Source organism: Rhizobium sp. H4 (assembly GCF_003013335.1).
GTDB lineage: Bacteria > Pseudomonadota > Alphaproteobacteria > Rhizobiales > Rhizobiaceae > Rhizobium > Rhizobium sophoriradicis.
The window spans coordinates 284,990-298,963 of sequence record NZ_PSOW01000007.1 but is presented as its reverse complement, the minus strand read 5'-3'; the positions used below and the strand labels follow the sequence as shown (position 1 = coordinate 298,963).

The window sequence follows — 13,974 nt, the reverse complement described above, 5'->3', positions numbered from 1 at the left end:
CGATCCGCTGCAGGTCGCGCTCGCTCATCGCTATCAATCCCATCCGCAATCTCCGCCGTCATCCAAAACGGGAAGAGAGTGACATTCTTACTTTGCAGAATCAGGACATTCTAACTGTGCGGCTACATCAAAAGATCACATAAGATAGATTATGGAACAAATCTTTCATCAGCGACGCCAAAGGCTTGCGCCGCTCCAACGTTGCGCTGCCCCAGTCCGGCTCAGCTCCGATCGCGTTGCGGGTCCAGCGCGATATTCAGGCCCACCTTCACTCTGTCCATCGCTACAAAACTGCGGAACCGCTTGACGTTCCTGTTGGCGAAGAACAGGCGCCGGGTAATGGCTTCGTAGTCTCCCATGGTTCGGACGACGACGATCAGAATGAAATCCACTTCGCCCGTCACGTAGTAGCACTGCTGGACTTCAGGAGCCTCGGCGAAGGATTTCTTCGTCGCGTCGTGCGTGGCGCCGAACTCGCTGTGCATCTCGACTTCGACAAAGACCGTGATCTCGTGCCGCACATGGGAAGGCTCGATCACCGCGACGTTGGCGGCAATCGTACCCGTCTCCTCCATCCGCTTGATCCGGCGCTGCACGGCTGGTGCCGACAGACCGACGACTTCCGCGATCGAGCGCTGCGGTGTCTTGTTGTCCCGCTGGAGAATCTCGAGAATGGCGAGGTCGAAGCGGTCAAGCTCCACCATATCCGCTGAAATCTTGTCGATCATACAGTGATCCCTTTGAGAGGAGCATTTGGCGACAAAGTAAGAAAACCCTCCATTTTGGCGGCGGTAATGAGCGAATGTTGCATAATTGGTATCGAAATACAGCGCCAATTTCTATCGGGATGAAGTAATTATCAGGGCGTACGCATTTTCGAAAGGATGTCCGGATGGTTCTCCTGAACCAACACGCCGACTACCGCAAACCCATCGACGCAGCCGACGCCGAGGTTTTGGGAGTTGAAGCCGCCAAGACCGTCGAACGCTTCTTGCATCATCGCGAGGGCCACAAGCCGACTCCTTTGCTCTCGCTCGCAAATCTTGCGCGTGAGATCGGGGTCGGTTCGATCCTGATCAAGGATGAGGGCCATCGCCTCGGTCTTGGCAGCTTCAAGGCGCTCGGCGGTTCCTATGCCGTGATCCGGCTCGTTCTGGAGGAGGCTTCGAAGCGCCTTGGCCGCGAAGTGGACGTGGCAGATTTGCAGACCGTCGATGTGAGAGCCATCGCATCGAAAATGACGGTCGCCTGCGCAACCGACGGCAATCATGGGCGCTCCGTCGCCATGGGGGCGCAGCTCGTCGGCGCCAAATGCTCGATCTTCGTTCATTCCGGCGTCAGCAAGGAGCGGATCGACGCAATCGCCCGCTATGGCGCAGATATGATCCGCGTCGACGGCAATTATGATGACTCCGTTCGCGAAGCCGCGCGCGTTGCCGAGGAGAAGAACTGGATCACGGTCTCCGACACGTCTTGGCCGGGCTACGAACGCATCCCGGGCTTCGTCATGCAGGGCTACACCGCGTTGCTGACCGAGGCGCTCCGCCAGATGCCGGAGCCGCCGACCCATGTTTTTGTGCAGGCCGGCGTGGGCGGCATCGCCGCTACGGTTGCGGGCCACTTCTCCGTCCTTTTCGGTGACAAGCGCCCCTTCTTCGTGGTCGTCGATCCCTCCCGCGCAGCCTGCATCGTCGAGACAGCGCGCGCCGGACATCCGGTGAAAGTCGATCATGGAGAGGCCACCGTGATGGCGATGCTGGAGTGTTATGAGCCGTCGCTGGTGGCGTGGCGGATCCTGTCGCATGCTGCGGACGCATTCATGACGGTCGACGACCCCGACGCGATCGAAGCGATGAAACTGCTTGCGAGCCCTGGTGGGTCCGACCCAGCGGTCGTTGCCGGCGAAAGCGGCGGCGTAGGTCTCGCGGCCCTTCTGAAAGTTGCCGCCGACAGGGAACTGCGGGCGAAGGTCGGCCTTGACGCGCAATCCCGCGTCTTCCTCATCAACACCGAGGGCGCGACAGACCCCCTCCTCTACGAGAAGTTTGTCGGCGCAACGCCGGCGGACATAGCAGCGAAAAACTCCGGCCAAAGCGGAGTTAAGGAAAAGGTGGTGTGATGAGCGAGATTTCCATCAACTCCGAACGGCTGCTCGGCCGGATCCTTGAGCTCGGCGAAATCGGTCGTGACGACGACGGTCGGCTGACCCGTCTCGCGGCTTCGGATACGGAGAAGCTCGGACGTGACAAGTTCGTCTCGTGGATTGAGCAGGCCGGCTTGGGAGTTGCCGTCGACCGTATCGGCAACATATTCGGCATCTGGAGGCCCGCAGCCGTTTCCGACGAAGCACCGCTCATGCTCGGATCGCACATCGATACCGTGATCAACGCGGGCATTTATGACGGATGTTATGGCGTTCTGTCTGGCCTTGAAGTCATCGAGACGCTTGTCGCAGCGGGTTTCCAGCCGTCGCGTCCGATCGTGGTCGCCGCCTTCACCAATGAGGAAGGTGTGCGCTACGCCCCCGACATGATGGGATCGCTCGTCTATGCGGGCGGCCTCGATGTCGACGCCGCTCACGCAACTGTGGGAACAGATGGCACGAAACTTGGTGAGGAGCTGCGGCGCATCGGCTACGATGGAGAGCATCAGCCAGGCTTCATCCGGCCACATGCCTACATCGAGCTGCATATCGAACAGGGTCCGGTTCTCGAGCGCGAAGGCATTCAGATCGGCGCCGTGGAAAACCTGCAGGGCATCTCCTGGCAGCGGGTGACCATCAGCGGCGACGCCAACCATGCGGGAACCACACCAATCTCGATGCGTCGCGACGCCGGACATGCCGCCGCGCTCGTCATCACCTTCCTGCGGGAACGCGCAAGGAACTCGAAGACGCCGACAGTGGCAACGGTTGGCTGCATGAGCTTCGAGCCGAACGCGATCAACGTCATCCCTTCCCGCGCAACCTTTACGGTGGATCTACGCGATCCGGACGAGGATCGGCTGAAGCAAGAGGAGGCCGCTCTCGAAGCCTACCTTGCGCAACTGGCGAAGGAGGAGGACGTGTCCTTCGAGGTCGAACGCCTCGCCCGCTTTCAGCCGGTGGCGTTCGACGGGAAGATCATCGAACTGATCGAGAAAGCGGCGGCCGGGCGCGGACACACGGTTCGCCGCATGACGTCGGGGGCGGGCCATGATGCGCAGATGATCGCGCGGATCGCCCCCTCGGCGATGATCTTCGTGCCGAGCCTCGGCGGCATCAGCCATAATCCGAGGGAAAAGACCCAGGACGAAGATCTGGTCGCCGGAGCGAACATGCTTCTCGACGTTGTAAAGCAGATTACGGGCGGAGGAGTTTGAGATGGCGATCGATATCGATGCTCTGAGGAACGAAATGACGGCGTGGCGGCGCGACCTGCATGCCCACCCCGAGTTCGGATTCGAGGAGCAACGCACCTCGGCCTTCGTCGCCGCCAAGCTGCGCGAGTTCCGCCTCGACGATGTGGCGGAGGGTGTTGGAGGAACCGGTGTCGTCGGCACGCTCAAGCGCGGATCCGGCAACCGCTCGATTGCGCTGCGGGCCGACATGGACGCGCTTCGAATCCCGGAGCAGGGAAATCTTCTCTACAAATCGTCGAACCCTGGGGTCATGCACGCCTGCGGCCACGACGGGCACACCACCATGCTCCTCGGAGCCGCCAAGCTGCTCGCCGAGGAAGGTGGTTTCGACGGAACCGTCCGCTTCATTTTTCAGCCAGCGGAGGAATGGGGACGCGGCGCACTTGCCATGCTCGCGGACGGATTGATGGAGCGCTATCCGTTTGAGGAGATCTACGGCATTCACAACATGCCCGGCCTCCCCGTCGGCACATTCGAAACCCGGCCGGGGGCGATCATGTCGGCCGAAGACAATTTCGAGATCGTGCTTCGCGGCGTCGGCGGCCATGCTGCCCGCCCTCACGGGGGCAACGAGGTTCTCATCGCCGCCTGCGCCCTTGTGACCAACCTGCAGACGATCGTCTCCCGCCGCCTCAGTCCCACGGACACCTCCGTGGTTTCGGTCACTGAACTCATCACCGACGGAACTCGAAACGCTCTGCCCGGAGAGGCGAGGATCCTGGGCGACGCACGAAGCTTCCGTTCGGAAGTCAGCGCCGAAATCGAGAAGCAGATGCGCATCATCGCTGAGGGAACCGCTCTCGCCTATAATGTCTCGGCCGAGGTGACTTACACCAGGGAATTCGTTCCGCTCCTAAACGATCCCGATCTGGTCGAGGAGACTTTCGCCGCCGCTTACAGCATTTTCCCTGAGAAAAATGTTCGCATGGCACGGGAGCCGATGACGGGAAGCGAGGATTTCGCACACTTTCTGGAGCATGCGCCCGGTGTGTTCGTATTCCTTGGCAACGGTGACTCGCCACCGCTGCACAATCCTCGCTATGACTTCTGCGACGATGGCCTGATCCATGGGACGAATTTCCACACGGCGATCGTCCGCCGCCGGCTGCCCCTGCCCTGATTTCCGCAGGCGGCTGCTATCTCACAGCCTTTGAGAACGACTAAGTCTTCTCGATACCGAGGCGCGCTGGATCGTTCACCACCGTCTGGTTTGCGAGACATGACCGGCAAATCCGCCCAGCAATACGCCGAACGGCAAGCGCCTGATCGCCCTCGCCGCGACGAAGGCTGCGCCGGTGGCGAAGGCGAGTTTCAGCCACGGATAGTCACCGAGCTGGACATGGGCATTCGCATCGACGGATGTAGCCTTGGCTTTCAGCGCCGCTTCCGCATCGTCACGCAGAAGGCCGATGCGGGCGTGCAGCAGCCTCAATTCCCGCTGCAGGTGGTGCAGACTTTGGTCGGCCTTGTCACGCGCGGACTCGGCGGCCGCATCGGCAAAAGGCAGTTCGCCCTCTGCGACCAGCTCATCGGGATCGGGCGGAAGAAAGCCGTCGCGATTGATGGATGATTGCATCGACATGTCCTCGAATTAGTCAGCGAAGCAACGCCCGGCATTGCCGCCGGCCTCGCTGCACATCAATGATCGCGCCGGAAACTCTGGCTCTGCTGTGATCCGCCTTGCGTCTGCGACTGCCGATCCGCATCGTTTGACGATGCGGAGGCGCCGGTGAATCTGTAAGCACGAACCTTGGCGCTTCCATGCGTTGTGTCGCGCATTGCGACCGGGCGCGCCTCGTCGGAAGCCGGCGCTTCGAACGCGCTTTCCGATACGGCCAGATCGTCCGCGGCTTTGCCGCCGCGGGCTGCACCGGCATAACCGGTATTGGATCCGCCTTGGCGTCCGCTTTCCGATAACCAGAGATCCGCCCGCTCGTCGATGTCGATGCTGCCCTCGTGGTCCAGGATATCGTGAACGGTTTCGTAGAGTGCGTCGTCGATATCGTTGACCTGGACGAGGAAGCCGCCTCGCCGCAGCCCTTCTGCGTACATAGCGCGATCCTCGTCAGGGAAGAAGAAGTCGGCAAGGGCATCGAAGAAGCCGCTGCGATCATCGCTCATGACGCCGGCATTTTTTTCATCCGCCTCATATCCCGGCATCAACCTTATTCTGGCGACGGGGACGCCTGCGTCTTCAAGACGGGAGACCGCTGATTCGGCGTCCGACCGGCTGTCGAAAAATGCGGTAAGGCTGCCGCCGCCCACGGGGCTTGAAAAACCCGGGTTGGTATCGTTGTGAATGTTGCTCACGGAACTCTCCTCTCGATGGCGCGTTCCAGCCGCCGACCCGACGCCTGGTTTCCTGACTCGGAGAACCGGCAGCCGAGATGAATGTTCCACGACGAAGACGATGGCTTTGGCGGCGGCGGCGCAGGCGGTTCATAACGTCATCGCCAGCTGTTTCGGATGCACTGCCCGCTGAATTGCATCGCCTACGGCGTCCTTCAGCGGTTGACGTTAAACCGTCGAGACGCTAGCACGGCTCTGGACGCATTGGGGATATTTCATATGGACATGTTTACGGCAGCCGGTATGACGGCTTTGCTGCAGGTCATTGCTATCGACCTCGTTCTCGCCGGCGACAACGCCGTGGTTATCGGTCTTGCCGCTGCCGGCCTCGAGGCTACGCAGCGCCGCAAGGCGATCATCGTCGGCATCGTCGCCGCGACCCTTCTTCGTATTCTGTTTGCCAGCGTTGCAGTCTATCTGCTGGCGATCGTCGGCCTGTTGCTGGCCGGCGGACTCCTGCTCCTGTGGGTCTGCTGGAAGATGTGGCGCGAGCTTCGCGCCGGTCATCACGAGAGCCACGAGGCGGTGGGCGGCGAAGGCGCGCCGAAAAAGACCTTCTTCCAGGCGGCGACCCAGATCGTCATCGCCGACGTCTCGATGTCGCTCGACAACGTCCTCGCCGTTGCCGGTGCTGCGCGCGAACATCCGAGCGTGCTGGTCATCGGTCTTGCCCTGTCAATCGCGCTGATGGGTATCGCCGCAAACCTGATCGCCCGGTTGCTCAGCAGCCATCGCTGGATCGCCTATGTCGGTCTGCTAATCATCCTCTACGTCTCGCTCGACATGATCCACCGCGGTGGCGTCGAACTGTGGCCGTACGTGCAAGCGAGCGGGTTCAAGCTTTAGTCTAGAGCCTGATCTCGGTCTCGAAGCTCATCTGGTCATACGCCGGCACCACATGGTCCGGCGTCTCGGCCATCACCACGTCGTAGTCGAGCGGCGTGTGCATATGGGTGAGGATCGCCCGTTTCGGCTTCAGCCGGCCGATCCAATCGAGCGACTGTTCCAGCGACAGATGGCTCGGGTGATAGGTATATTGCAGCGCGTCGATGACCAGCACATCGAGATCCTGCAGCTTCTCGACGGTCTGCAGCGGGAAATCGCTGATATCGCTGCAATAAGCCACATCGCCGATGCGGAACCCGAGCGAATGGATATCGCCATGCTGCTGGATGTGCGGGTAAAAGTCGATCTTGCCGCCGGGACCGCGGATTTCGACGGGTTCGTCGATATTTTTGATGACAACAGGCAGCACGATCGGCGGGTAATTGCTGCCGGGCGGCGTTTCCAGGCAATAGCGGAAGGCTTCACGCAGCCTGTCCATCGTATACTGGTCGGCAAAGATCGGCACCCGGCGGCGCGTATTGTGGAAATAGCCGCGCAGATCATCGATGCCGTGAATATGGTCGGCATGCGGGTGGCTGTAAAGCACGGCATCGACATGGTCCGCCCCTGCCCTGATCATCTGCTCACGAAAATCCGGCCCGGTATCGACGACAACCGTCGTGACGCCGTCAGGGCCGAATTGCTGCACCATGAACGAGGCGCGCGTGCGCCGGTTTTTCGGATTGTCGGGGTTGCAGGCGCCCCAGTCGCCGGTAATGCGCGGCACGCCCGGTGACGACGAACAGCCGAGAATGGTGAAACGCCGCCGGTAGAGCACGCCGCTAGATCCTCGGCATTTTCGTAAACAGGCGCAAAGCGTTCTCGGTCGTGATCCGCGCGGTATCGGCGTAGGAAAGGCCGATCGTCTCGGCGAGCACTTCGGCCGTGTTGACGACATAGGACGGCTCGTTGCGCTTGCCGCGCCAGCGCTTCGGCGCCAGATACGGCGCGTCCGTTTCCACCAGCAGCCGCTCATGCGGGACCGTCTTGGCAATCTCGCGCAGCTCTTCCGATTTCGGGAACGTCAGGATGCCAGAGAAGGAGATATAGCCGCCGAGTTCGACACCGGTTCGCGCCAGTTCCGGACCCGCTGAAAAGCAGTGCAAGATAAAGGGGAAAGCCCCCTTCCCTGTTTCCTCGGTCAGGATGGAAGCCATATCTTCGTCAGCGCTGCGGCTGTGGATGACGAGCGGAAGCTGCGTTTCCCGAGCGGCGGCAATATGCCGGCGAAAGCCGGTCTGCTGGTCCTCGGGCTTCTGCGTGTCATAGAAATAGTCGAGGCCGGCCTCGCCGATCGCCACTACCTTTTCATGGGCGTTTGCCAAGCGCACCAGATCTTCCGTCTGGATGTCCAGCTCATCGCCAGCATTGTTCGGATGCGTACCGACCGAGCAGAACACCGATGGATATTTTTCGGTGAGAGCGAGCAACCCGTCGAGCTTCCGCACGCGCGTCGAGATCGTCACCATCTGTTTGACACCAGCCTGATGCGCGCGCGTGACAATCTCGTCGCGCTCGGCCTCGAAGTCGGCGAAATCGAGATGGCAATGCGTATCGATCAGCACGGCCTCAAGCCTCCGGAGCCACGTAACGCGGGAAGACCGGCGTCGGCGCCTCGAGCGGCGTTCCGGCGATCAGGCGGCCGGCCTCGCCGAGGGCGGCAAAATCGCGCTTGTCGGCAGGCGCAGCCACGAGATCGAGCAGTTTGCCCGATGAGTCCGGCATGAACGGCTGCAACAGGATGGCGATCTGGCGCACGACTTCGGCGGTGACGTAAAGCACCGTACCCATGCGCGCCGGATCCGTCTTTTTCAGCGCCCACGGCGCCTGGCCGGCGAAATAGCGATCGGTATCGGAAACGACGGCTATGATCGAGGCAAGCGCCCGGTGAATCTGCTGCTTGCCCATGTCTTCGCGCGTCGACGCGTGCAGCGCGTCGACCTGCGCCAGCATCGCCTTGTCCTCGTCGGTCAGCGGCCCGCATTCCGGGATTTTGCCGTCACAGTTCTTGACGATCATCGACAGCGAGCGGCTGGCGAGATTGCCGATGCCGTTGGCGAGGTCGGAATTGATGCGGATGCCGATCGCCTCTTCGCTGTAGCTGCCGTCCTGGCCGAAGGACACTTCGCGCAGGAAGAAGTAGCGCACCTGATCGAGACCGAAATGGTTCACCAGATTGACGGGATCGACGACATTGCCGAGCGACTTCGACATCTTCTCGCCCTTGTTGAGCAGGAAGCCGTGGGCAAAGACCCGCTTCGGCAGCGGCAGCTTCGCCGACATCAGGAAGGCCGGCCAGTAGACGGCATGGAAGCGGATAATATCCTTGCCAATGATGTGCACATCGGCGGGCCAGTACTTCGCCCGCGGGCCGTTCCTGTCCTCGATATAACCTGTGGCGGTGATGTAGTTGGTCAGTGCGTCCACCCAGACATACATGACGTGGGACGGATCGTTCGGCACTTTGATGCCCCAGTCGAAGGTCGTGCGCGAGACCGACAGGTCCTTGAGGCCCGATTTGACGAAGGAGATCACCTCGTTCCGGCGCTCGGCCGGACCGATGAAATCGGGATTGGCCTCGTAATGCGCCAGCAGCTTCTCCTGGTATTCGGAGAGCTTGAAGAAATAGCTTGCCTCTTCCACCCACTCGACCGGCGTGCCCTGCGGGCCGTAGCGCACACCGTCGGCGCGCAGTTCCGTCTCGTTCTCCTGGTAATAGGCCTCGTCGCGCACCGAATACCAGCCGGCATAGCTGTCCTTGTAGATGTCGCCATTGTCGGCCATCAGCTTCCAGATATTCCGCGAGGTCTCGTGATGACGCTCCTGCGTGGTGCGGATGAAGTCGTCATTCGAGGCGTTGAGCAGCGTCGCCATCGCCTGGAATTCGCCGGAGTTGCGGTCGGCGAGCGCCTGCGGTTCGATTCCTTCGGCGCGCGCTGTCTGCTGCATCTTTTGGCCGTGTTCGTCGGTGCCGGTCAGGAAGAAGACATCCTTGCCGTCCAGGCGCTGGTAGCGCGCCATCGCATCCGTCGCGATCAGCTCATAGGCATGGCCGATATGCGGCTTGCCGTTGGGATAGGAAATCGCGGTGGTGATGTAGAAGGGTGTCTTGTCTGTCATGGCGGCCAATGTCCGGCTTACTCTATAAAAATGGTCAGCCGCTCTTAGCGCATGTCACCGACAAGCGAAACATCAAGTTTTGGCGCCTTCGATGATTTCCGGGACACCGTCGTGAACTTGACTCCGCTTCGCACGCAATTTACCGGTCGTCCCAAAGAGGGCGGGACAGAACGAAGTGCCAGTTTTCATCTACCGGGATAGTCGTGGTCGCGCGCCGTCGGGGGCGCTTGCTTGACATTCGAGCCGCTCTATTCGCTTTCCGGCCTGTTCGTCGGCGCGCTTGTGGGCATCACCGGCGTTGGTGGCGGTTCGCTGATGACGCCGCTGCTGGTGCTGCTCTTCGGCGTTCATCCCGCAACCGCGGTCGGCACCGATCTCCTCTATGCGGCGATTACCAAGACGGCGGGCACTGCCGTGCACGGCATGCATGGACGGATTAACTGGAAGATCGTCGGCAGCCTTGCCGCCGGCAGCGTGCCGGCCGCCGTGCTGATGCTCTGGCTGTTGGCCGGCGTCGATCGCAAAAGCATCGGTGTGACCAACACCATCACGGTTGCGCTCGGCTGGCTGCTTGTCATGACCGCGATCATGCTGGTCTTCCGCGGTTCCATATTGGAATTGGCGCGCCGCGCCATCGGCGATCGCACACCGCCGCGGCCCACAACCATTCTGATCCTCACCGTCATTCTCGGATTCTGTCTCGGCGTCTTGGTCACGCTGACTTCGGTCGGCGCGGGTGCGCTCGGTGTGACGATCCTGCTGGTCCTCTATCCCAGGCTCAATGTGCGTGAGATCGTCGGGTCCGACATTGTTCACGCAGTTCCGCTGACCCTGATCGGCGGCATGGGCTATTGGCTCATCGGCGAGATCGACTGGGCGATGCTGTTTGCCCTGCTCATCGGCTCGATCCCCGGCATCATCATCGGCAGCCTTTTGGCGCCGAAGCTGCATGAACGCACGATCCGCATCGTCCTGGCCGCCACGCTCGCCGTCGTCGCCGGCAAGCTCTTGACCGGCTGATCAGCCATCAGAATTCGAATACATTTCGCCCGGAAGTGTGCAGCGGTTCCGGGACAACGACATGCATAAAAACAAAAAGCTAAAGCGCGTCGCATGAATCAAATTCGATGCGGCGCGCTTTAGAGGCCCGGCTGCTTGATATCGGAGAGAATGCTGATGATCGTCTGCTTGCGGTCGAGATTATAGGCATCCGAAATGGTGAGCCGCTCGGTGATCTCGGAATAGAGCCGCGCCAGACGTTCGGCAGCAGCGATCTGCCCCTCACCCGCTGCCACACGCGCACGATTCATGATGTCGTCGCCGACATGGCTGACGAAGAAATCGAAAATCGTGTCGCTTTCCTTTCCCGACAGCGCATCGGCCAGCCGGTGCATCGCCTTGCGGGCCGCCGGCCCTTCGGCCGAAAGCACCTCGCCATAGGCCGCAATGATCTCTCCGCCGCCATAGTTCAAGAGCTTCAGTGCTTCGCCGACGCTGCCCTTGGCCGCCGCAAGCACCGCCCCGCCCTCTCCCGATATGCCGAGATGGTCAAGGGCTGCCGCCAGCGCATCGTCCGAAAGCGGCGACAGTTTCAGCGGCAGGCAGCGCGAGCGGATCGTCGGCAGCAGCCGACCCGGCGCATGCGACAGCACCAGAAACAGCGCCCGCTTCGGCGGTTCCTCGAGGATTTTTAGAATAGCGTTGGCCGCATTGCGGTTCATGTCGTCGGCCGGGTCGATGATGACGATCCGCCAGTTGCCGGTGCCTGACGTCTGCGAGAAGAACTTGCCGGCGCGGCGCACCTCGTCGACTGTTATCGCCGATTTCACCTTGCCGGTCTTTTCGTCCACCGGCCGCGCGAGATGCAGGAGATTGTGCGAGGCGCCGGAGACGATCTGCCGGCTGACGGCGGAGTCAGGATGCGGATCACCGATCGTCTCGGGCGCAGTCTCGGGATCGGGATACGAGAGCACGTGGTTGGCGAAACGGAAAGCGAGCGTCGCCTTGCCGATGCCCTCCGGCCCTTCGATCAGGATGGCGTGATGGCCTTTGCCAGATCGGTAGGATTGCGCAAGGAAGGCCTCCGCCTCCTCATGGCCGAATAATCTGGTGTTCTCGGCGGGCCAGATGGCGCCGTCGAGCAGTCCCGGCCTCTCCTCACTCATAATGGACTTCACTCATGATGGGCGGCTTCCGGCATTCGGGCGCGGTCTGCGGGCGACTTGAGCTGCTTGACGATCGCCAGGATCTCGGCCGCGATCGCCTCTTCCGTCTGCATGGCGTTGATCACGCGGCAGCGCTCCGGCTCGCGCGCGGCAATATCGAGAAAGGCTTCGCGCCGTTTCTCGTGGGTTTCGAGCCGCTCCTTCTCGAATCGGTCGGGCGCTTCGGCAGCGCTGCGCTTCTGCGCCCGCTCCAGGCCGACCTTTGCGGGAATGTCGAGTATCAAGGTGCAATCCGGCACGACGCCATTGATGGCGATGCGCTGCAGCGTCTCGATAAAATCGGGTTCAAGGTTGCCGGTGATCCCCTGATAGACGCGGGAGGAATCCATGAACCGGTCGCAGAGCACGATCTTGCCGGCAGCAAGCGCCGGCCGGATCACCTCTTCGACATGGTCGTTGCGCGCAGCGGCAAAAAGGATCGCCTCCATCCGGGTGCCGAAGGCCTCGGCAGCCCCCGACAAAAGCACGTGGCGCACAGCCTCGGCGCCGGGCGACCCGCCCGGTTCCCGCGTCACCAGCACCTCGTGACCTTCGCCCTTCAGCGCCTCCGCGAGGCGGCGGATCTGCGTGGATTTGCCCGCGCCTTCCCCGCCTTCAAACGTAACGAACAATCCCGTACCGGATGACAATGACAGCTTCCCGCATTCCCGGCGCCGCACGCGCGCGCCCTGCCTCTTCTATCTATCCGAAGACATCGGGAAGGAAAACCTTTCGCCGCGGCGACATAATCACCTTCCCCGGCAAATTGTATCAGAAGGCTGGGCGCTCAAGTCCAGAACATGTGGCGTGCGACACTGGACAATCGCTTCAGCCGGGCGCGGACTTTTCCCAGAGCCAGGAGAAGAACAGCGATTCGCCGAGTTCCAGCATGGCATCGACCGCGCGGCTGCTGAGCGAGCCTTCGCCAACCGCCTGTGCCGTATAGAGCGGAACTTCCCTGAGAAGCCGGCTGCCGGCGAAAATCCTGAGCGTGCCGGCCTGATAATCCGGCGGCACCGGCGCTGTCAGCGGCCAGCGATAGACGATGCGCGCCGACAGCCGGTCGGGGTTGCTGACCGGAATATAGACGCTGACCGGCGCTTTGGCGATCAGATCGACGGTGCGCGCTGTGCCGCCATAAACGCTGGCTGCGCCGATCACTTCATGCTCGGCGAAAATCTGCCGGTTCTCGAAGGCCGTCAGACCCCATTCAAGCACACGCTTGGCCTCTTCCGTCCGCTCCTTGTCGGAGGCGATTCCGGCAAGCGCCAGAAACAGCCGCCGGCCGTCACGCTGGACCGAGGCAACGATCGAATACCCCTCACCCTCTGTAAAGCCCGTCGCAAGTCCGTCAGCGCCGAGATCGAGCCCGAGCAGCGGGTTGCGGTTGCGCTGGAAGATCTTGTTCCACTCGAAATCGGGCAGGGCAAAATAGGGATAGAGATTGGGATAGGATTGCTGGAGGGCGGCGGCAAGCGTCACCATTTCGCGCGCCGTCACCTTGCTCTTACCATCCGGAAGGCCGGTGGAATTGCCGAACACCGCCTTGTCCATGCCGATTTCGCGGGCGCGGCGCGTCATCGATTCGGCGAATTGCTGCTCGCTTCCGGCCATACCCTCGGCGAGGATGATGCAGCTGTCATTGGCACCCTGGATGGCGACGCCCTTGATCAGATCCTCGACGCGCACACGCGATTTCAGGGCGGCGAACATGGTGGCTGTCCGCGACGGCGCGCCGCCGGTGCGCCAGGCATATTCGGAAACCGGATATTCGGTGTCGAGCGTGATCTGGCCCTTGGTCACCGCATCGAAGACGAGGTTCATCGTCATCAGCTTGGCAAGCGAAGCCGGCGAAAAACCCTGATCCTCGTTCTTGGCGAGAAGCACCGTGCCGGTGGACGCCTCGATCATATAGGCCTGCGCCGCCTTGGTGGCGAAACCGGCAGCACCCCCATCGGCTGCCTGCGCGCCTGCGGCGAGCGGCATCAGGCATGCAAGAGCAACGGCAGCTAAAGTC

The 13,974-nt window shown here is 61.6% G+C and carries 14 protein-coding genes; 5 read left to right on the top strand and 9 right to left on the bottom strand.

Features of this window, described 5'->3' with window-relative positions:
• Positions 1 to 221: 221 nt before the first annotated feature.
• Positions 222 to 728, bottom strand: coding sequence for an Lrp/AsnC family transcriptional regulator (locus tag C4N04_RS13665; protein WP_106796227.1), 507 nt, complete (start codon positions 726 to 728; stop codon positions 222 to 224).
• Positions 729 to 892: 164 nt separating this feature from the next.
• On the opposite strand from C4N04_RS13665, the gene C4N04_RS13660 reads away from it, so the two are divergent.
• The 3 genes from C4N04_RS13660 to C4N04_RS13650 are packed head-to-tail and all read left to right on the top strand — an operon-like array spanning position 893 to position 4,519.
• Positions 893 to 2,119 (top strand): diaminopropionate ammonia-lyase, encoded by a 1,227-nt coding sequence (locus C4N04_RS13660; protein ID WP_106796226.1) that lies wholly within the window; start codon positions 893 to 895, stop codon positions 2,117 to 2,119.
• Entirely contained in the window at positions 2,119 to 3,360 is a 1,242-nt protein-coding gene (locus C4N04_RS13655) for a Zn-dependent hydrolase (protein WP_096762771.1), read from the top strand. Before C4N04_RS13660 ends, C4N04_RS13655 begins: the two co-directional genes overlap by 1 nt.
• 1 nt (position 3,361) lies before the next feature.
• The gene (locus C4N04_RS13650) at positions 3,362 to 4,519 is read left to right on the top strand and encodes a M20 aminoacylase family protein (protein ID WP_106796225.1); all 1,158 of its coding nucleotides are present in this window, start codon (positions 3,362 to 3,364) and stop codon (positions 4,517 to 4,519) included.
• Between the two features lie 75 nt (positions 4,520 to 4,594).
• On the opposite strand, the gene C4N04_RS13645 is transcribed toward C4N04_RS13650, so the two are convergent.
• Together C4N04_RS13645 and C4N04_RS13640 are read right to left on the bottom strand one after the other, a co-directional pair.
• Positions 4,595 to 4,975: a hypothetical protein gene (locus tag C4N04_RS13645; RefSeq protein WP_077994070.1), complete on the bottom strand. Its 381-nt coding sequence runs from the start codon at positions 4,973 to 4,975 to the stop codon at positions 4,595 to 4,597.
• A 62-nt stretch (positions 4,976 to 5,037) separates the two neighbouring features.
• Positions 5,038 to 5,709, bottom strand: a complete 672-nt coding sequence (locus C4N04_RS13640; RefSeq protein WP_106796224.1) for a hypothetical protein — start codon at positions 5,707 to 5,709, stop codon at positions 5,038 to 5,040.
• A gap of 258 nt (positions 5,710 to 5,967) precedes the next feature.
• Here C4N04_RS13640 and C4N04_RS13635 point away from each other — a divergent pair, with 258 nt between their 5' ends.
• On the top strand, positions 5,968 to 6,594 hold the full coding sequence (locus tag C4N04_RS13635; protein ID WP_009996016.1) for a TerC family protein: 627 nt from the start codon (positions 5,968 to 5,970) through the stop codon (positions 6,592 to 6,594).
• Between the two features lies 1 nt (position 6,595).
• On the opposite strand, the gene C4N04_RS13630 is transcribed toward C4N04_RS13635, so the two are convergent.
• The 3 genes from C4N04_RS13630 to metG are packed head-to-tail and all read right to left on the bottom strand — an operon-like array spanning position 6,596 to position 9,753.
• A complete protein-coding gene (locus C4N04_RS13630; RefSeq protein WP_106796223.1) occupies positions 6,596 to 7,411 on the bottom strand; it encodes an MBL fold metallo-hydrolase in 816 nt (271 codons plus the stop codon).
• A gap of 4 nt (positions 7,412 to 7,415) precedes the next feature.
• On the bottom strand, positions 7,416 to 8,198 hold the full coding sequence (locus C4N04_RS13625) for a TatD family hydrolase (protein ID WP_039619766.1): 783 nt from the start codon (positions 8,196 to 8,198) through the stop codon (positions 7,416 to 7,418).
• Positions 8,199 to 8,202: 4 nt separating this feature from the next.
• Entirely contained in the window at positions 8,203 to 9,753 is a 1,551-nt protein-coding gene (metG, locus tag C4N04_RS13620; protein WP_096762773.1) for a methionine--tRNA ligase, read from the bottom strand.
• A 231-nt stretch (positions 9,754 to 9,984) separates the two neighbouring features.
• On the opposite strand from metG, the gene C4N04_RS13615 reads away from it, so the two are divergent.
• Positions 9,985 to 10,773 (top strand): sulfite exporter TauE/SafE family protein, encoded by a 789-nt coding sequence (locus C4N04_RS13615; protein WP_077993625.1) that lies wholly within the window; start codon positions 9,985 to 9,987, stop codon positions 10,771 to 10,773.
• Between the two features lie 119 nt (positions 10,774 to 10,892).
• On the opposite strand, the gene C4N04_RS13610 is transcribed toward C4N04_RS13615, so the two are convergent.
• The 3 genes from C4N04_RS13610 to C4N04_RS13600 all read right to left on the bottom strand — a co-directional run bounded on the left by C4N04_RS13610 (position 10,893) and on the right by C4N04_RS13600 (position 13,943).
• The gene (locus C4N04_RS13610) at positions 10,893 to 11,918 is read right to left on the bottom strand and encodes a DNA polymerase III subunit delta' (protein WP_096770773.1); all 1,026 of its coding nucleotides are present in this window, start codon (positions 11,916 to 11,918) and stop codon (positions 10,893 to 10,895) included.
• A gap of 8 nt (positions 11,919 to 11,926) precedes the next feature.
• Entirely contained in the window at positions 11,927 to 12,607 is a 681-nt protein-coding gene (gene tmk, locus C4N04_RS13605; protein ID WP_039619772.1) for a dTMP kinase, read from the bottom strand.
• A 178-nt stretch (positions 12,608 to 12,785) separates the two neighbouring features.
• On the bottom strand, positions 12,786 to 13,943 hold the full coding sequence (locus tag C4N04_RS13600; RefSeq protein WP_009997069.1) for a D-alanyl-D-alanine carboxypeptidase family protein: 1,158 nt from the start codon (positions 13,941 to 13,943) through the stop codon (positions 12,786 to 12,788).
• Between the last annotated feature and the right edge of the window lie 31 nt (positions 13,944 to 13,974).